Origin of the sequence: Streptosporangium sp. NPDC048047, from assembly GCF_040653115.1 — a bacterium.
Lineage (GTDB): Bacteria > Actinomycetota > Actinomycetes > Streptosporangiales > Streptosporangiaceae > Streptosporangium.
In genome coordinates, this window is record NZ_JBEZNH010000005.1 from 40,092 (window position 1) to 58,499 (window position 18,408).

Consider the following 18,408-nt stretch of genomic DNA (forward strand, 5'->3'; position numbering starts at 1 on the left):
CATCGCTATCCTTCGCTGGTGCCCGTTCAGCCTTCCCCCTCCCAGGCCGTCCCCGAGCCCTCCGCCCCGGACCCCGCCGAGACGGGTCCCGCCGAGGCGGACTCCGCCGAGACAGGTCCAGGCGAGACAGGGCCAGGTGAGACGGGTCCCGAGGAGACCGGTTCCGCTGAGAGCGGTCCCGCGACCCCCGAGGGTTTCAAACGCGCCGCCGACGGCCCCGTGGCCGAGCTGGTGTGGGACGGCCGGCACTGGACCGCCGACGGCGAGCCGCTCGGCGAGCGCCCGAGCGCCGCGGAGGTCGCCCGCCTGCGGCCGCTGCGGGGCCTGGCCGTACGGTGGCCCGCCGAACCCGCCCCGGCCGGCGCGGTCGCCGGGCTGGCCGCGGCCGGGGTTCCGCTGCACGCCGCCGTCTCGCCGGGCTGGGTCGAGCCCGGCCTGGCCCGGCTGCTCGCGGCCTGGACACCCGAGGACGACCCCGGCGGGCCCCGTTCGGTGACCGCGTTGCGCCGCGAGGAGCACAGCGTGCGGCTGCGCCGCCACGTACTGCGCGGCACGGCCTCCGGGACGGCGGGGGCCGCCGCGAACAGGGCCGCGAACGGGGCCGGGACGGCGGCGGTCACGACACCGAAGGTCAGCGTCGTGATGTCCAGCATGCGGCCGCACCACCTCGGCCAGGCGCTCGCCCAGATCGCCCGCCAGCGGGGGGTGGAGGTCGAGGTCCTGCTCGCCCTGCACGGCGTCCCGGCCGGGCACGAGGCGGTACGGCGGGCCCTGGCCGCCTGCGAGGTGCCGGTGACGGTCGTCGAGGCCGCCGCCGACGTCCCCTTCGGGACGGCTCTCAACACGGCCGCCCTGCTGGCCGGCGGCGACTACGTCGCCAAGTGGGACGACGACGACTGGTACGGGCCCGAGCACCTGGCCGACCTGCTCATGGCGCGGTCCTACTCCGGCGCCGACATCGTGGGCACCGCCGCCGAGTTCTTCTATCTGGAGCCGCTGGACGCCACCGTCCGCCGCACCGACTACACCGGCGAGATCTGGTCCGACCACGTGGCGGGCGGCACGATCCTGCTCGCCCGGGACCGGTTCATCGAGACCGGCGGTTTCCCCGCCCTGCCGAGCGGGGTGGACGCGGCCTTCCTCAAGGCCGCCCACGCCGCCGGGGCGCGCGTGTACCGCACCCACGGCCTCGGCTACGTGCTCCGGCGCTCGGTACGGGCCCAGCACACCTGGCGGCTCCCGCTCGCCCACTTCCTGCGCGTCGCGTCCGGTCAGTGGCGCGGCTTCCGCCCGAGCCTGCTCCTGGAAGCGTCATGACAGCACGGATCCCCGGCAACGACCACCGCGTCCTCACCCCTCCGGAGCTCGGAGGCTGGTCGCCCTCGCTGCGGGTCAGCGTGGTCGTGCCCGCCTACGGCGGTCAGGACAAGCTCGACCTGGTGCTCGCCGGGCTGGCCGGGCAGAGCTACCCGGCCGGGCTGACCGAGGTCATCGTGGTGGACAACGGCAGCGACCCGCCACTGCGCCTGCCCGCGCTCCGGCCGCCGGGCACGAAGCTGATCACCTGCCCGGTCCCCGGCCGCCCGCACGCCCGCAACGCCGGGCTCGCGGCCGCCACCGGCGACGTGATCCACTGGCTCGACTCGGACGTGGTCCTCGACCGCCGGTCGATCGAGGCGCACATGCGCTGGCACCACGCGGCGCCGTACCTCGTGGTGACCGGCCACCTGCGCTTCACCCCCGCCGAGCTGCCCACGCCGGAGGCGGTGGCCGCCGCCGGTGACCTGGCGGAGCTGTTCGAGCCCGCCGAGCCGCACGCCTGGCTGGTGGACCTGATCGAGCGCACCGGCGGTCTCACCGACAACCCGCACCGCGCGTTCAGCCTGCACGTGGGCGGCGCCACCTCGGTGAACGCCTCGCTGCTCGCGGCGGCCGGACCGATGGACACCGGCCTCATCCTCGGCCAGGACACCGAGATGGGCTACCGGCTCGCCCAGGCGGGCGCGGTCTTCGTGCCCGAGCCGCTGGCCAGGGCCTTCCATCTCGGCCCCACCATGCGGATGCGCGGCAAGGCGCCGATCGACCGGGTGAGCCACGCGTTCGTGGCCGACCGGATCCCGTCCTATCGCTGGCTGCGCTCCCACCCGGCGCGGCAGTGGAAGGTGCCCTACCTGGAGGTGGTCGTCGAGGCCGGTGGGCGGGCGGGCTACGACGAGGTCCGCGCCACGGTCGACGCCGTCCTCGCCGGCACCCTCCCCGACGTCGAGGTCACCGTCGTCGGTCCCTGGGACCGCGTCGCCGCCGAGGGCCGCGCGCCACTGCGGAACCCGGACCTGGAGAAGGCACTCGTCCGCGGCCACTACGCCCACGAGGGACGGGTGCGCTTCGCCCTCGCCGCTCCCGGGGCGGCCCGCGTGACCGTGCCGTACCGGGAGGAGGCCGCGCCGCGTCGCGGGGAGGCCGTGCCGTACCCGGGGGAGGGGGAGTGGGAGCCGGGATCGGTGACGGCGGTGCCGTACCGGCTGCGGCTGCCCGCGGGCTGGACACCGGACGAGGACACCCTGGCGCGCCTGCTCGACCTGGCCGTCGAGGGCGAGTACGGCCTGGTCTCCGTGCTCCTGGCGGAGGAGGCCGGGACCGCCGGGGAGACAGCCGGGGAGACAGAGGAGACCGGAGACGCCGGGAACACAGACGGGGCCGGGACCGCCGGGACCGCAGCCGGTGCCGGGAACACGGGGGGCGCCGGGGCCGCGGGGCTGGTGACGGCCCGCCTGGAGCGCACCGCCGCGTTCGCCCGCGCCGCGATCGTCGCGGACGACGGCGAGGACCTCGACGACGCCGTGGACGACGTCTACGGGGTCATCTGGGTGGACGGCGAGACCTACGGGTTCGCCGCCGGGCCGCGGCGGATCACCGGACGCCGGAGCGCCTACCGGGCCCGTACCGAGGCGCGCGCGGAGGCCGACCGCCTCGCCAAGGAGACCGAACGGCTCCGCGGCGAGGTCGCCCGGTGGCGGGAGGAGTCGGGCCGCTGGCGCAAGAACGCCGTCGAGCTGCGGCGCGAGGTCGGCGGGCTGCGCAAGGAGCTGGCGGCGGCCCGGAAGGAACTGGCCGCCGCCAGGAAGGTGATGCAGCTCGGCCTGCTGTCGTCGGTCAGGCGGGCGCTCACACGCCGCCGGTGACGATCCCGACCCCGCCGAGGAAGTAGTCGCCGATCCCCCGGTAGGGCACTTCGGTGCCCGGTTCGGGACGCCACTCGGGAAGGTTGACGATGCCCGGCTCCACCACGTCGAAGCCGTCGAACATGCGGACGATCTCCTCGCCGGTCCGGGCGACGAAGGGCGCGGACGCCCGGTCGTAGGCCTGGGTGACGGCGCCGGCGGCCTGCGGCCGGGCGTCGATCGCCACGTGCGACATGATCAGGTGGCTGCCGGGCGCCATGGCCTCGCGCAGCGTGGCGATGATGCCCAGCGGGTCCTCCGCGTCCGGGACGAAGTGCAGGACCGACAGCAGCAGGACCGCGACCGGCCGGTCGAAGTCGATCGCGGCCAGCACGTCCGGGTCGGAGAGGATCTCGCGGGGGCGGCGCAGGTCGCCCTCGGCGATCGTCACCCGGTCGTCCTTGCCGAGGATCGCCCTGCCGTGGACCAGGACGGTCGGGTCGTTGTCCACGTAGACGACCCGGGCGTCCCGGGCGACCTGGTGCACGTTGTCCCGGGTCGGCAGGCCCGCCCCGAGGTCGAGGAACTGGTCGATGCCGGAGGCGGCGGAGAAGGCGACGGCGCGGCCCAGGAACGCGCGGTTGAACCGGGTGCTGTGCCGGATCTCCGGGACCGCGGCCAGGGCCCGCTCCGCGGCCTCCCGGTCGGCGGGGAAGTTGTCCTTGCCGCCCAGGTAGTAGTCGTACATGCGGGCGACGTTGGGAACGTCCACGCGGACGCCCTTGGGTATCTGGTCGGTCACGAGCCGCTCCCCCTGGGAGGTTCTTCCGAAATGCCGTGATCATATCGGTGGGAGGGCCTTGGAGGAGCGCCCCGGTAACTGACAAGATCGCCGCATGGCCGTCTCCTCCCCGCGCCGGGTCCTTGGCCTCCAGCTCGCCGACGGCATCGGCCGCGGCAACATGTGGGCCTTCCTGTTCCTGGCGTTCACCTCGACCATGGTGATCTCCTTCCTTCCCGCGGCGCAGCCGTACGTGCTGAAGGGCGTCCTCGGCGTCTCCGGGGACGACACGGGGAAGATCGTCGGATTGCTCGGCTCCGCCGCCGAGATCGCGATGATCGCCAGCCTGGCCTGGTACGGGGCGCTGGCCGACCGGTTCGGCCGCCGGCCGATCGTGGTCATCGGGTTCACGCTGTGCGCGCTGGGCGCCGGGCTGTTCCCGTTCGCCGGGAACACCGGGGCGCTGGTGGCGCTGCGGGTGGTCTTCGCCCTGGGCGTGGCCGCGCTGAACGGCATGCTCTCCACGCTGGCCGTCGACTACGTCCGCGACCGCTCCCGGGGGAAGTCCTACGGCCTGGTCGGCCTGTTCAGCGGGCTCGGCGCGATGGTCGCGGTGCTCGCGCTGGTCCGCCTGCCCCAGGCACTGGAGGAGGGCGGCGCGGAGCCGGTCACCGCCGCCCGCCTGTCGTTCCTGCTCGTCGCCGTCGCGGTCCTCGGCGTCGCCGTGCTGATGTGGTTCACCCTGTCCGCCGCGCGGGTCAGCGAGAGCGCCGCGCGCGTCCCGCTCACCCGCCTGGTCCGCGAGGGCGTGACGCTGGCCCGTGACCCCGGGGTGGCGCTGTCCTACGCGGCGGGGTTCGTCGCCCGCGCCGACCTCGCGGTGGTCGCCGGCTTCCTGTCGCTGTGGATCACCGACTACGCCACGAGGGAGCACGGCATGTCGGCCGCCGAGGCGCTGGCCCGCGCCGGGGCGGTGGTCGGCGTCGCGCAGACCGTCGCCATGCTCGGGGCGCCGCTGTTCGGCTGGCTGGGCGACCGGATGCGCCGCCAGGACGTGCTCATCCTCGCCCAGGCGGTCGCGGCCGTCTCCTACCTGTCCACGCTGCTGGTCGACGACCCGCTGGGGGCCGGGATGATGCCGGTGGCGGTGCTCGTCGGGCTGGGGGAGATCGCCGCCATCACCACCGCGGGCCCGCTCCTGGCCGAGCGGGTCCCGGCCGCCGTGCGCGGATCGGCCTACGGCGTGCAGACGCTCTGCGGGGCCGTGGGCATCCTGGTGGTCTCCTCGCTCGGCGGCGCGCTGTACGACTCCTGGCGGCCCGCCGCGCCGTTCGTGATCTCGGGGGTGTGCGGCCTGCTCGTCGTCGCCTTCGGCCTGGTCGTACGGCGGCGCCTCGGGGCGCCGTCCGCCGGGCTTGAGGACGTGCCCGCCGCCGCCCGCTGATCCGGCCCGCCGTCGCCCGTCCGTCCGTCAGCCGGCTGTCAGCCGTAGGTCGTCGGCGGACCGGTCGCCGGAGGGACGTGCCGGCGGGTGGGTGCGCCGGGCGGGTCAGTCGGGGCGCAGGGTCGAGCGCAGCACGGAGCGCCAGTTCCGCCGGGCCGCCGCGGACGCCGCCCGTCCGGGGACACGAGCGGACGGCCGCGCGCCGGAGGCCGCCGGCTTCGGCGCCTCCGCCGCCTTCGCCGCCTTCTCGGGCCGGGCGGCCTGGGCCGTCTTCTCCGCCCGCGTTGCTTTCTCCGCTTCGTCCGTCCGTGTCGTCTGCGCCGTCTGTGCCGCCTTCTGCGTCCTCCGAGCCTTCGAGGGCCAGAAGTCCGCCCGCACGCCGTGCCGTACGCCGTGGGTCGCCTCGATCGAGGCGGTGACGTCGGCGGCGCCCAGCAGCAGCGCCCGGCCCAGGGCCTCGGTCCGCACCAGCGTCGCCGGGCCGTCCTCGCCGAGGTCCGCCACGAGCATGCCGGACCGGTCGTCCTGCATCGCGGCGATCATCCGCTCCAGCGAGTCGCGGACGGGCGGCGCCGAGAGCGGGCCCGTGTAGCGGAACGGGATCGGCGCGGGCGTCGCGGAGACCTCGTCGGCCAGCCGTATCCGCCGGTCGTGGGCGAAGTGCTCGCGCAGCAGCCGCAGTTCGAAGAGGGGGTCGTCCGGCCCCGGCCGATCCTCCGACAGCTTCGACCAGGGAGCGACCAGGGTGACCGCCACGTCGGGCAGCGACCCGGACAGCGCCGCGCCCACCGCCGCCCGGACCCGCCCGGGGTCCGGGTCCTCTCCGAGGCGGTACACGATCTCCACGTACGGCACCAGCCACTGGCGGCCCGGGTCCTTGCGCAGGTCGCGGCGGAGCGGCACGCGCTGGGCGAGGTAGGGCGCGACCGTGCGGACCGCCCGTTCGCGGTCGAGGCGCTGCGCGGGGATGCCCAGGTGCACCGCCTGCGCCTCCATGTCGGGCACGAACACCACGCCGTGCGCGGCGAGCCGGTAGGCGAACTCGGTGTCCTCGCCGCGCAGGACCGCCGGATCGAACCCGCCGACGGCGTGGAAGACCTCCCGCCGCAGCGACACCGTGGGACCGGTGCACACGTGGTAGGGGTTGCGGCTGGTCCGCAGGCCGTTCGTGCGGGCGATCGTCTGCTCGGTGGAGCTGGCCTGCGCCGCCGACAGGTCGAAGACCTCCCCGAGCGAGCCGGCCCGCACGGCGTCGTGCACCTCGCCGGGGGACAGGACGGGCTCCTCCACGAACCGCTTCGCACCGATGGCGACGACGTATCCGGCCAGGTGGTGCCAGCGCGCCAGCGCCTCGATGTGCTCGCGGCAGACGACCATGTCGGAGTCGAGGCGCTGGACGATCTCGCCTCCGGCGCGGGCGGCACCGGTGTTGACCGCGTGCGCGATGCCCCAGCCGCCGGGGGCGGCCCGCTCGATCCTGGCGCCCGGCGGCACGAGCTCCGGCAACCGCAGCGGGGGGTCGCTGCCGTCGTCCACCACGATCACCTCCATGAGGTGGGCGGGGTAGCTCTGCGCGGCCAGGGCGGCCAGGGCGAGGTCCAGGCGGTGCTGGCCGCCGCGGGCCGGGATGACCACGCTGACCGGCAGGGACGGCTCCCACGAGCCGAGCGCGGGCGGGGCCAGGGGAGAGTGGTCGTTGTGCCGGATCGGTGGCGGCCCGGCCGCTGCTCCATCCGTCATCCGAGAATGCCCCTTGTCTGCGTCGCCGCTTGTCAAGTTCGCGCCGACCCTACCCGGGCAGCCTGAGCGTTTCCTGTACGGAGCCGCCGGGATCGGACGAATTCGTCCCATCTGGTGGACAGTGAATCCCGCCGCGCGGGCGGTTGCCCGTAGACTCGTGCCAACACCGCAGGTAGCGCGCGTGGTGTCGCCACGCGCGAGAGGAGCAATCATGACCAGGGCGTGGCGTGGCCTGATCGAGGAGTACCGTGACCGGCTTCCGGTGACCGCTGCGACGCCCGTCGTCACGCTTCTGGAGGGCGGCACGCCGCTCATCCCCGCCCCCCGGCTGTCGGCGCTGACCGGCTGCGACGTCCACCTGAAGGTCGAGGGCGCGAACCCGACCGGCAGTTTCAAGGACCGCGGCATGACCATGGCCATCAGCAAGGCCGTCGAGGCCGGAGCCAAGGCCGTCATCTGCGCCTCCACCGGCAACACCAGCGCCTCCGCCGCGGCCTACGCCGTACGCGCGGGCCTGACCTGCGCCGTGCTGGTGCCGCGCGGGAAGATCGCGATGGGCAAGCTGGCCCAGGCGCTGGTCCACGGGGCCAGGCTGCTCCAGGTCGAGGGCTCCTTCGACGACTGCCTGGAGATGACCAGGAAGCTCTCGGAGAGCTACCCGATCGCGCTGGTCAACTCGGTGAACCCGTTCCGGCTCCAGGGGCAGAAGACCGCCGCCTTCGAGATCGTGGACGCCCTGGGCGACGCGCCCGACATCCACTGCATCCCGGTGGGCAACGCCGGCAACATCTCCGCCTACTGGATGGGCTACACCGAGTACGCCGCCGACGGCGTCGCGACCCGTACGCCGCGCATGTTCGGCTTCCAGGCCAGCGGGGCCGCGCCGATCGTCAACGGCGCGCCGGTCTCCCACCCGCACACCATCGCCACCGCGATCCGCATCGGCAACCCCGCCTCCTGGCACCTCGCCGAGGCGGCCCGCGACGAGTCCGGCGGCCTCATCGACGCCGTCACCGATCGGCGGATCGCCGCCGCCTACAAGCTCCTGGCCCAGGAGGAGGGCGTGTTCGTCGAGCTGGCCTCGGCCGCCAGCGTGGCGGGCCTCCTCCAGGCCCACGAGCGGGGACTCGTCGCCCCGGGGCAGCGCGTCGTCTGCACGGTGACCGGAAACGGCCTGAAGGACCCCGACTGGGCCATCTCCGGCGCGCCCGCCCCCGTCACGATCCCGATCGACGCCCACGCCGCAGCCACAGCCCTGGAACTCGCCTGACACGTGACGCCGGCGTGGGTCGTCCGTGAGCGGGTCCGGGCCGCCACACGAGGAGACCAATGATCACTGTTCCCCGCGGGAAGGCCGTCGTCAGGGTTCCCGCGACGAGCGCCAACCTGGGCCCCGGATTCGACTCGCTCGGGCTGGCGCTCGCCCTGCACGACGAGGTCGAGGTCGAGATCGGGGCGACGGGCGGGCTGAGCGTCGAGGTCACCGGCGAGGGCGCCGGGCAGGTCGGCGCGGGTGAGGACCACCTGGTCGTCAGGTCGATGCGCGCGGCCTTCGACCTCTTCGGCGCCAAGCAGCCGGACGCGGTCCGGATGGTCTGCCGTAACCGCATCCCGCACGGGCGCGGCCTCGGTTCCTCCTCCGCGGCGATCTGCGCCGGCATCGTGGCGGCGCGTGCCCTGGCCTTCCCCGCCTCCCCGGACGGCGGCGGGGACGCGCCGTCGGAGGACGCCCTGCTGATCCTGGCGACCGAGATCGAGGGGCACCCCGACAACGTGGCGCCCTGCCTGGCCGGAGGGCTGACCGTCGCGTGGACGGAACAGTCCGGAGTTCCGCGTATGGTGAAACTGACCGTCCACCCCGATGTCCGGCCCATGGTCCTCGTTCCGGGGCACCGGCTGTCCACCGAGGTCGCCCGGGGTCTGCTTCCCGCACAGGTGCCGCACGCCGACGCCGCCGCGAACGCCGCCCGGACCGCCCTGCTGGTGGCGGCTCTGACCGCCAGACCGGAGCGCGGGCTTCTGCTGGCCGCCACCGAGGACCGCCTGCACCAGGGTTACCGCGCGCCTGCGATGCCCCTGACAGCGGATCTGGTACAACGTCTGCGCGGGCTCGGCGTCCCCGCGGTCGTCTCGGGGGCCGGTCCCACGATCCTTGCGTTTTCCACGGGGGATACGCAGGATTTGATCGCACCGGAAGTGGGTAATGATTGGCACATCCAGTCACTGGATGTCGAAACCCACGGTGCCGGCGTGGTCTCTGCCGAGACACGCTGATGCCTCTTCGACCTTCAGGGAATAGCTGTGTGCGCTGGTGATGTTAGGCTGGTAGCCGCACCAGGTGTCCCCTTGTTGGGTGCGTGCTTGTCAGTCACACATCGCTGCACCACGACTCACCTTGTGAGGCGTGAGCGCCGCAGTGGCCTCCCCGAATCCGTCGCCTCCGAATGCTCCATATTCGGATGGGGCAACGCGAGGCGGCGTTTGAGGAGACATGCTCGTTCGAATTACCTCGACATCTGGTTGCCGGTAGCGATCCGGGGGGTGTCCTCCAAGCCCCACCGTCGGCGAATCTCGATGGTGACGGCAAGGATGTGCCCTTCCCCGACAGTGGCGGCGGCCTTCACCGGCCGCCGAGGATCGCGACGTGCAACCCGACCCGGTCTGTCCCTCCGGGTCGATCGCACCACCGGGACGATTGGCTGATCATGGCCACGCCCGACCCCTGGGAAGGACCCATTTAGTGAGCGACACCACCGAACTCCTCTCCGACGCCACCGGCACCCCGGCGGCCGGTGACACCCCCACCCGCCCCGCGGCCAAGCCGCGCCGTCGCTCCGGCACCGGCCTGTCCGCCATGGTGCTGCCTGAGCTGCAGGCCATGGCGTCCGGTCTCGGCATCAGCGGGACCGGGCGGATGCGCAAGAGCCAGCTCATCGCGGCCATCCAGGAGAAGCAGGGCGTCTCCGCCGAGAGCACCCCCGCCTCCACCAGCGCTGCCGAGGCCCCCGCGGCTCCGGTCGTCACGACCGAGTCGCCCGCCGAGCGCCCCGCCCGCAGCCGCAGGGAACGTTCCCGCGCCGCCGCGGCCGAGACGGCGCCCGCGGCCCCCGCGCCCACCGCCGCTCCCGCGTCCACCACGGCCCCGGTGGCCCCGGTGGCCCCGGTGGCCCCGGTGGTGCCGGCGACACCCGCCGCCGAGAAGACGGCTCCCGAGCCCGTGGCCGCGGCCGCTCCCGTCGTGGAGCAGCAGACGAACGAAGGCCAGGCCGCCGAGGGCCGCGCCGAGCGCGGGGAGAGCCGCCGCGAGCGCCGCAGCCGCGGTGAGCGTGGCGAGAGCCGCCGTGAGCGCGGCGAGCGTGGCGACCGCGGTGAGCGTGGCGAGAGCCGCGGTGACCAGCGGACCACCGACGGCGGCCAGGGCCGCGACGGCCAGGGCCGCGACGGCCAGGCCCAGGGCCGTGACCGCGACGGCCGGACCGACCGTGACGGCCGGACCGACCGTGACGGCAGGGGAGATCGTGACAGCCGGGGCGACCGCGGCGACAGGGGCGGCCAGAACCGCGGCGTACAGGACCGCCAGGACCGTCAGGACCGTCAGGACCAGCACGGCGACGACGACGACCGCCGCGGCCGCCGCGGCCGGTTCCGGGAGCGCAACCGTCGCGGCCGCGACCGCTTCGACAGCAACGAGCCGGTCGTGAGCGAGGACGACGTCCTCATCCCGATCGCCGGCATCCTCGACATCCTCGACAACTACGCGTTCGTGCGCACCAGCGGTTACCTCCCCGGCTCCAACGACGTCTACGTCTCCCTGGCCCAGATCCGCCGCAACGGCCTGCGCAAGGGCGACGTCATCACCGGCGCCGTCCGCCAGCCGCGCGACGGCGAGCGCCGCGAGAAGTTCAACGCCCTGGTCCGCCTCGACACCGTCAACGGCATGGACCCGGAGCAGGCGCGCCAGCGCCCCGACTTCAACAAGCTGGTCCCGCTCTACCCGCAGGAGCGCCTGCGCCTGGAGACCGAGCCGAACGTCCTGACCACCCGGATCATCGACCTGGTGGCCCCGATCGGCAAGGGCCAGCGCGGTCTCATCGTCTCCCCGCCCAAGGCGGGCAAGACGATGGTGCTGCAGGCGATCGCCAACGCGATCACCCGGAACAACCCCGAGTGCCACCTGATGGTCGTCCTCGTCGACGAGCGTCCGGAAGAGGTCACCGACATGCAGCGGTCGGTGAAGGGCGAGGTCATCCACTCGACCTTCGACCGCCCCGCCGAGGACCACACCACCGTCGCCGAGCTCGCCATCGAGCGGGCCAAGCGCCTGGTGGAGCTGGGCCACGACGTGGTCGTCCTGCTCGACTCGATCACCCGCCTGGGCCGCGCGTACAACCTCGCGGCACCCGCCAGCGGCCGCATCCTGTCCGGTGGTGTCGACTCGACCGCGCTCTACCCGCCGAAGCGCTTCTTCGGCGCCGCCCGCAACATCGAGAACGGCGGCTCGCTGACGATCCTCGCCACGGCGCTGGTCGAGACCGGCTCCAAGATGGACGAGGTCATCTTCGAGGAGTTCAAGGGCACCGGAAACCTGGAGCTCAAGCTCAACCGTTCGCTCGCCGACAAGCGGATCTTCCCCGCGGTGGACGTCGACGCGTCCGGCACCCGCAAGGAGGAGATCCTCATGTCGCGGGACGAGCTGCAGATCACCTGGAAGCTGCGGCGCGTGCTGCACGCCCTGGACATGCAGCAGGCCCTTGAGCTGCTCCTGGAGAAGATGAAGGAGACCAAGTCCAACGCGGAGTTCCTCCTCCAGGTGCAGAAGACGACGGTCAACTCCGACCGCGACTGATCACCGTCCGCACCGTCTTACGGCGAACGCCCCGGCCCCGTGGCCGGGGCGTTCGCCGTTTCCGGGGCCGTGGCGGCCGTTGCCCCTTGTGCGCCCGCGGCCCGGCGTGTATCCATGGCGTGAGGGCGCCCGTACTCTCCGTTCCGCCGTGTCCGGGTGCGCCGCCGCATCCTCCGGAGGGGCCGAAAAGAGACGGATCCGGGCGCGGACCGCGACCGGTGGCCGCGGCGCGCCGAGCCGGAGGGGCGCACGGAGCCGGAGGGGGCGCATGGCCGTCGAGACCGCGACCGGGAGAAGGCGCACGGTCATCAGAGCCGTCGAGGGCGTCGAGGGCGCGACCGGGCGGGCGGCGCCCACGCCGTCGCGCGGACGGATGCCGCTGGGACCGTACGGGCCGCCGGCGCTGCTCACCGACCCGATGACCTGGCGGGCCGTGCCGTACCTGCTGGTGAACATGTTCTACGGCCTGGCCTTCTTCGGCCTGTTGTCGTTCGCGGTCCCGGCCGCGTTCGCCCTGACGGTCGTCGGCGTGGGGGTGCCGCTGCTCGCGCTGCTCATGGTCGTCTGGCGGGCCGTGGCGATGGCCGAGCGCCGGCTGCTCCGGCTGGCGTTCGGGGTCGTGATCGCCGACCCCTACCGGCCGTCCGCCGGGGGCGGCCCGCTGCGGCGCTGGCGGGAGATGGTCGTCGACCCGGCGACCTGGAAGGACCTGCTGTACCTGCTGCTGCTGCCTCCGATCGGGTTCGTGGAGCTCGTCGTCTCGGCGGTGCTGTGGACGCTCGGGGCGGTCCTGCTCGTCGCGCCGCTGCCGCTGCTGTTCGGCGGCGGGCCGCTGAAGGTCACCGACGGGCTCCTGGTGGACACCTGGGCCAAGGCGCTGGCGTGCCCGCCCGCCGGCCTGGCGGTCCTCGTCGCGGCGCTCTACGCGACCCGCGGGCTGGCCTGGCTGCACGCGCTGCTGGGCGTCGCCCTGCTCGGCGCCGGGGAGAAGGAGCTGCTGGCGGCGCGGGCGGCCCGGCTGCGGGCGAGCCGGGCCCGCGGAGTCGACGCCGCCGAGGCCGAGCGGCGCAGGATCGAGCGCGACCTGCACGACGGCGCCCAGCAGCGGCTGCTGACGGTGGCCATCGACCTGGGCCGCGCACGGGAGAGACTGGACCGCGATCCCCGGGAGGTCGAGGAGCTCCTGGCGCGGGCCCACGAGGGCGCCAAGACCGCCCTCGCGGAGCTGCGGGACCTCGCCCGGGGCATCCACCCGGCGATCCTCACGGACCGGGGGCTGGAGGCGGCGCTGTCGTCCCTGACGGCACGGGCGCCGGTGCCGGTGCGGCTGTCGGTGGAGCTCGTCGATCGCCCGCCCGCCGCGGTGGAGAGCATCGCCTACTTCGTGGTTTCGGAGTGCCTGGCCAACGTCGTCAGGCACGCGTCGGCCACCGAGGCGTCCGTCCGGATCGGCAGCCTCGGGGAGCGGGTGACGGTCGAGGTGCGCGACGACGGCGCCGGCGGCGCGGTGCTCCGTCCCGGGGGCGGGCTGGCCGGCCTGGCCGACCGGGCGGCGACCATCGACGGCGTGCTGGCCGTGGACAGCCCGCCGGGAGGCCCCACGACGGTCCGCGCGGAGCTGCCGTGCCGGTGGTGACCTCCCGGGCCGCGCGGACGGTCGCCCCCCGGCCCATGCGAGTGGTGATCGCCGAGGACTCGGTGCTGCTGCGCGAGGGGCTCGCCCGGCTGCTGGCCGACGGCGGGATCGAGACCGCCGGGACGGCGGGGGACGGTCCCGGCCTGGTGGCCGCGGTGGCCGAGCACGACCCGGACATGGCCATCGTGGACGTGCGGATGCCGCCGACCCACACCGACGAGGGGCTGCGCGCGGCCCTCGCGGTCCGGGCGGGACGGCCCGGCCTGCCGATCCTGGTGCTGTCGCAGTACGTCGAGGAGAGGTACGCCGCCGATCTGCTCGGCGGCGGAGCCTCGGCGGTCGGCTACCTCCTCAAGGAGCGGGTCGCCGACGTGGCGGAGTTCCTCGACGCGGTCCGCCGCGTGGCGTCCGGCGGCACGGTCGTCGACGCCGAGGTCGTCGCCCAGCTCCTGGGACGGCACCGCCCCGGCGACCCCCTGGCGGCGCTGACCGCCAGGGAGCGGGAGGTCCTGGCCCTGATGGCCGAGGGCCGCTCCAACACGGCGATCGCCGCGCGCCTGGCCGTCACCGAGGGGGCGGTGGAGAAGCACATCTCCGGCATCTTCGGCAAACTGGGCCTCGACCCCGCGCCGGACGACCACCGCCGCGTCCTCGCGGTCCTGGCGTACCTCGGCCGGTGAGCCCGCGGCCCGCCCGGACCGGTGGCTTCCGGTCCGCCCGGAGCCTCCAGCCGGCCCGGACCGGTGAGCGGGGTCCTGCGGGACGGCGGGCGGAGTCCGTAAAGCCCGGTGGACAGGGGGCGGAGGACCGGTGCGCGAGTGCCGGGGGCCGCCGGGGAATGTCTTGTGGCCTGGGATGGTTGGAGCATCTGGCACACTGGTAGCCGAACCGAAGCGGTTCCGGTTCCCGCCCGCGCGCATCCCGGTGTGCTCACCGCGCGCGAAGCCCCTATCGGGCGACGAGACAGTGGCGACCCGGCGACCGCGCTCTGGAGAGGAAAGCAAGCCATGAAGTCCGACATCCACCCGGAATACAACGTCACCGAGGTCACCTGCACCTGCGGTAACACCTTCACCACCCGCAGCACCGCCAAGAACGGCGTGATCCACGCCGACGTGTGCTCCGCCTGCCACCCGTTCTACACGGGCAAGCAGAAGATCCTGGACACCGGTGGCCGGGTGGCGCGCTTCGAGAAGCGCTTCGGCAAGAAGACCACGGGCCAGTAGCCCACCCCCGACGCCGGCCCGGAACCGCCCGCCTTCACCGAGGGCGGGCGCGCCCGGGTCGGCGTTCGTGGTGATGAGGCACGTCACGAAAGGCCCCGCAGGAAGGACGCACGGTGAACATCGACGAGCTGCTCAGTGAGTACGCCGAGCTGGAACTCAAGCTCGCCGACCCCGCCGTGCACGCCAACCCCACCCAGGCGCGCACGCTCAGCCGGCGCTACGCCGAGCTGACCCCGATCATCGCCGTCAACCGGGAGCTGGAGAGCCTCCAGGACGACCTCGCCGCGGCCCGGGAGCTGGCCACCGAGGACCAGGCGTTCGCCGAGGAGGCCAAGGAGCTGGAGGCCCGCGTCCCGGAGCTGGAGGACCGCCTCAGGCACCTGCTCGTCCCGCGCGATCCCAATGATGACAAGGACATCATCATGGAGATCAAGGCGGGCGAGGGCGGCGAGGAGTCGGCCCTGTTCGCCGGCGACCTGCTGCGCATGTACCTCCGCTACGCCGAGCGCGCCGGCTGGAAGACCGAGATCATCGACGCCACCCACTCCGACCTCGGCGGCTACAAGGACGTCACGGTCGGGCTCAAGGCCAGGGGTGACGAGGGCGTCTGGTCCAGGCTGAAGTTCGAGGGCGGCGTCCACCGCGTGCAGCGGGTGCCGGTCACCGAGTCCCAGGGCCGCATCCACACCAGCGCGGTCGGCGTGCTCGTCTATCCCGAGGCCGAGGAGGTCGACGTCCAGATCGACCCCAACGACCTGCGCATCGACGTCTACCGCTCCAGCGGCCCCGGCGGGCAGAGCGTGAACACCACCGACTCCGCCGTCCGGATCACGCACCTCCCGACCGGCGTGGTCGCCTCCTGCCAGAACGAGAAGAGCCAGCTCCAGAACAAGGAGTCGGCCATGCGCATCCTGCGGGCCCGCCTGCAGGCCATCGCGGAGGAGGAGGCCAACGCCGCCGCGATGGCCGAGCGCAAGTCCCAGGTCCGCACGGTCGACCGCTCCGAGCGCATCCGCACCTACAACTATCCTGAGAACCGAATCTCCGACCACCGCGTCGGCTTCAAGGCCTACAACCTCGACCAGGTGCTGGACGGTGATCTCACGGCCGTCCTCCAGGCCCTGCTCGACGCTGAGATGGCGGAGAAGCTCGCCGCCCACGCATAGAGCGCCCGATGACCTTTCTGCTGGACGAGATCGCCCTCGCCACCGCCCGGCTCGCCGAGGCAGGTGTGCCGTCGCCGCGCACCGACGCCGAGGAGATCGCCGCGTTCGTCCACGGCGTACGGCGCAGCGAGCTGCACACCGTCTCCGACGCGGAGTTCGACGCGCTCTTCTGGGAGGGCGTCGCCCGCCGGGAGGCCCGCGAGCCGCTCCAGCACATCACCGGCCGGGCCTACTTCCGCTACCTGTCCCTGGAGGTCGGGCCGGGTGTCTTCATCCCCCGCCCGGAGACCGAGGTCGTGGCGGGCTGGGCGATCGAGCGGCTGCGGGAGATGGACGTCGCCTCACCGGTGGTCGTCGATCTCGGCACCGGCTCCGGCGCGATCGCGCTGTCCATCGCCCAGGAGATCGCGCTGGCCACGGTGCACGCGGTCGAGGTCGACCCGGACGCCTACCACTGGGCCAAGCGCAACATCCTGGAGCACGGCCAGGGGCGGGTCCACCTGCACCCCGAGGACCTGGCCGACGCCCTGCCCGAGCTGGACGGCCGGGTCGACCTCGTCATCTCCAACCCGCCCTACATCCCGCCGGGCGCCGTCCCCCGCGACCCCGAGGTGCGCGACTACGACCCCAGGCGGGCGCTGTACGGCTCGGGCGGCGACGGCCTCGACGAGGTCAGGGCGGTGGAGCGGACCGCGAGAAGACTGCTGCGGCCGGGCGGGTTCGTCGCGGTGGAGCACGCCGACGAGCAGGGCACCGCGGTCTATCTGATCTTCTCCGAGGAGAACGGCTGGCGCGACATCCGCAGCCGCCAGGACCTCACCCGCAGGGATCGTTTCGTCACCGCTCGGTTCGGCCAGGAGTAGGCCGGGAGTTCGGCCGGGCATCCGGCCGGGAATAGGATGGGTCGCCGTGAGCCGCCGTTATGACTGCACAGACACCGAGCAGCGGGCCGCGGGCCTGACCGACGCGGCGTCAGCCGTACGGCGGGGCGAGCTCGTGGTCGTCCCCACCGACACCGTCTACGGCATCGGGGCCGACGCCTTCACCCCGGCCGCCGTCACGTCGCTCCTTGAGGCCAAGGGCCGCGGACGCGACATGCCCGTGCCCGTCCTCGTCGGCACCGTCCGCGCCGCCACCGCCCTGGTGGAGAACCTCGGCCCCTACGGCCAGGACCTCATCGACTCCTTCTGGCCAGGCCCGCTGACCCTGATCTGCCGGGCCAACCGGTCGCTGTCGTGGGACCTGGGCGACTCCAAAGGCACCGTGGCGCTGCGGATGCCGCTGCACTCCATCACCCTCGACCTGCTCAAGGAGACCGGCCCGATGGCCGTCTCCAGCGCCAACCGCTCCGGCGCCCCGCCCGCCACCACCGCCGCGGACGCCGAGGAGCAGCTGGGGGAGTCGGTCGCGGTCTACCTCGACGGCGGCCCGTGCTCCGACGACGTGCCCTCCACGATCCTCGACCTGACCACGGCCGTCCCCCGGCTGCTGCGCCAGGGCGCACTCCCGGTGGGCAAGATCCGCGGTGTGATCGGCTACGTCGCGACGGACGCGGAGCCCGACTCCGCCGGCTGATCCGGCGTGTGCCCAGGCCCGTGCGCACAGTCCATGACTCACGGCCCGTGCCGTGAGTCATGCCGTCTGATTATCATCGTGACGCCGGGCGATCTCCCCGGTACCTTGAAGTGGGCCGACACTTCTGGGAGACGTCCATGGGCAAGTTCGACGGAATGGACCCCGAGCTGGTCCGCGATCTGCTGTCCGAGGTGCGTCAGGCGGCCGAGCAGATACGGTCCGTCGAGGGCAGGGTCACCCGGCTGATGAGCGCGGCCGGTCTGTCCTCGCAGTCCGCCCACCGTCCGGCGCAGGTGGCCGACTCCGGCGACAAGATGGTCCGCGACGTCTCCGCCCGCGTGGCGCTGCTGGAGAAGAAGATCAAGCAGGGCACCGGGCACGAGGCGGGCCCCAAGGCCGCGGCCCCGAAGCCGGACACCGAGCCGTCGAAGGCCGACGACCGCGCCCCGGAGAGGCCTAAGGCCGAGGACCTCACCCCGGCCGTTCCCAAGGACGGCGGCGGCCCGGACACCGGGCACGACTCGGGCTCGCACTCCAAGCAGGACGGCGGCCCGGACGCCAAGCACGACTCGGACACGAAGCACGACTCGGACGCCAAGAAGGATTCGGACCCCAAGAAGGACGCCGGTTCGGACGGCAAGCAGGAGGTCCGGCGGGACGCCAAGGTCGAGGACAAGCCCCAGACCGGGTCCAAGGGGGACGAGGCCGCCCCGCGCCGGGACGGTCCGGCGGACGCCCGGCACGACTCGGGCTCGCAGTCCAGGCAGGACGGCGGTGCGGACGCCCGGCACGACTCGGGCTCGCAGTCCAGGCAGGACGGCGGTGCGGACGCC

Annotated in this window: 14 protein-coding genes and 1 pseudogene; 13 read left to right on the forward strand and 2 right to left on the reverse strand. The window is 73.6% G+C overall.

Translation table 11 applies throughout. The features are described 5' to 3' along the window. Positions 1–18 precede the first annotated feature (18 nt). A complete protein-coding gene (locus AB0D67_RS05920) occupies positions 19–1,317 on the forward strand; it encodes a glycosyltransferase (protein WP_362930397.1) in 1,299 nt (432 codons plus the stop codon). Continuing rightward, positions 1,314–3,182, forward strand: coding sequence for a glycosyltransferase (locus tag AB0D67_RS05925; protein ID WP_362930399.1), 1,869 nt, complete (start codon positions 1,314–1,316; stop codon positions 3,180–3,182). The genes AB0D67_RS05920 and AB0D67_RS05925 overlap by 4 nt, the downstream gene beginning before the upstream one ends. On the opposite strand, the gene AB0D67_RS05930 is transcribed toward AB0D67_RS05925, so the two are convergent. After that, entirely contained in the window at positions 3,166–3,963 is a 798-nt protein-coding gene (locus AB0D67_RS05930) for an SAM-dependent methyltransferase (protein WP_362930401.1), read from the reverse strand. The genes AB0D67_RS05925 and AB0D67_RS05930 overlap by 17 nt on opposite strands. A gap of 94 nt (positions 3,964–4,057) precedes the next feature. On the opposite strand from AB0D67_RS05930, the gene AB0D67_RS05935 reads away from it, so the two are divergent. Further along, on the forward strand, positions 4,058–5,386 hold the full coding sequence (locus AB0D67_RS05935) for an MFS transporter (protein ID WP_362930403.1): 1,329 nt from the start codon (positions 4,058–4,060) through the stop codon (positions 5,384–5,386). Positions 5,387–5,491: 105 nt separating this feature from the next. On the opposite strand, the gene AB0D67_RS05940 is transcribed toward AB0D67_RS05935, so the two are convergent. After that, entirely contained in the window at positions 5,492–7,126 is a 1,635-nt protein-coding gene (locus tag AB0D67_RS05940) for a glycosyltransferase (RefSeq protein ID WP_362930405.1), read from the reverse strand. 211 nt (positions 7,127–7,337) lie between these two features. Between AB0D67_RS05940 and thrC the strand changes: the two genes are divergently transcribed. The 10 genes and pseudogenes from thrC to AB0D67_RS05990 form a co-directional block, all read left to right on the forward strand. Continuing rightward, positions 7,338–8,396, forward strand: a complete 1,059-nt coding sequence (gene thrC, locus AB0D67_RS05945; RefSeq protein ID WP_362930407.1) for a threonine synthase — start codon at positions 7,338–7,340, stop codon at positions 8,394–8,396. Positions 8,397–8,455: 59 nt separating this feature from the next. After that, the gene (gene thrB / locus AB0D67_RS05950) at positions 8,456–9,400 is read left to right on the forward strand and encodes a homoserine kinase (protein WP_362930409.1); all 945 of its coding nucleotides are present in this window, start codon (positions 8,456–8,458) and stop codon (positions 9,398–9,400) included. 466 nt (positions 9,401–9,866) lie between these two features. Next, positions 9,867–11,972, forward strand: coding sequence for a transcription termination factor Rho (gene rho, locus AB0D67_RS05955; RefSeq protein ID WP_362930411.1), 2,106 nt, complete (start codon positions 9,867–9,869; stop codon positions 11,970–11,972). Positions 11,973–12,240: 268 nt separating this feature from the next. Then, positions 12,241–13,608 carry a sensor histidine kinase gene (locus AB0D67_RS05960; RefSeq protein WP_362930413.1) on the forward strand — a complete coding sequence of 456 codons (1,368 nt, stop codon included), beginning with the start codon at positions 12,241–12,243 and terminating at the stop codon, positions 13,606–13,608. 35 nt (positions 13,609–13,643) lie between these two features. After that, on the forward strand, positions 13,644–14,288 hold the full coding sequence (locus AB0D67_RS05965; protein WP_362930779.1) for a response regulator transcription factor: 645 nt from the start codon (positions 13,644–13,646) through the stop codon (positions 14,286–14,288). 327 nt (positions 14,289–14,615) lie between these two features. Beyond that, positions 14,616–14,834: a 50S ribosomal protein L31 gene (rpmE, locus tag AB0D67_RS05970; RefSeq protein WP_362930415.1), complete on the forward strand. Its 219-nt coding sequence runs from the start codon at positions 14,616–14,618 to the stop codon at positions 14,832–14,834. 113 nt (positions 14,835–14,947) lie between these two features. Continuing rightward, positions 14,948–16,000 (forward strand): peptide chain release factor 1, encoded by a 1,053-nt coding sequence (gene prfA / locus AB0D67_RS05975; RefSeq protein ID WP_362930417.1) that lies wholly within the window; start codon positions 14,948–14,950, stop codon positions 15,998–16,000. 8 nt (positions 16,001–16,008) lie between these two features. Further along, positions 16,009–16,863, forward strand: a complete 855-nt coding sequence (gene prmC, locus AB0D67_RS05980) for a peptide chain release factor N(5)-glutamine methyltransferase (protein WP_362930419.1) — start codon at positions 16,009–16,011, stop codon at positions 16,861–16,863. Between the two features lie 46 nt (positions 16,864–16,909). Next, complete coding sequence (locus AB0D67_RS05985) at positions 16,910–17,575, forward strand: L-threonylcarbamoyladenylate synthase (protein ID WP_362930421.1); 666 nt, start codon at positions 16,910–16,912, stop codon at positions 17,573–17,575. Positions 17,576–17,712: 137 nt separating this feature from the next. After that, a pseudogene (locus AB0D67_RS05990) lies at positions 17,713–18,408 on the forward strand (hypothetical protein); the annotation flags it as partial.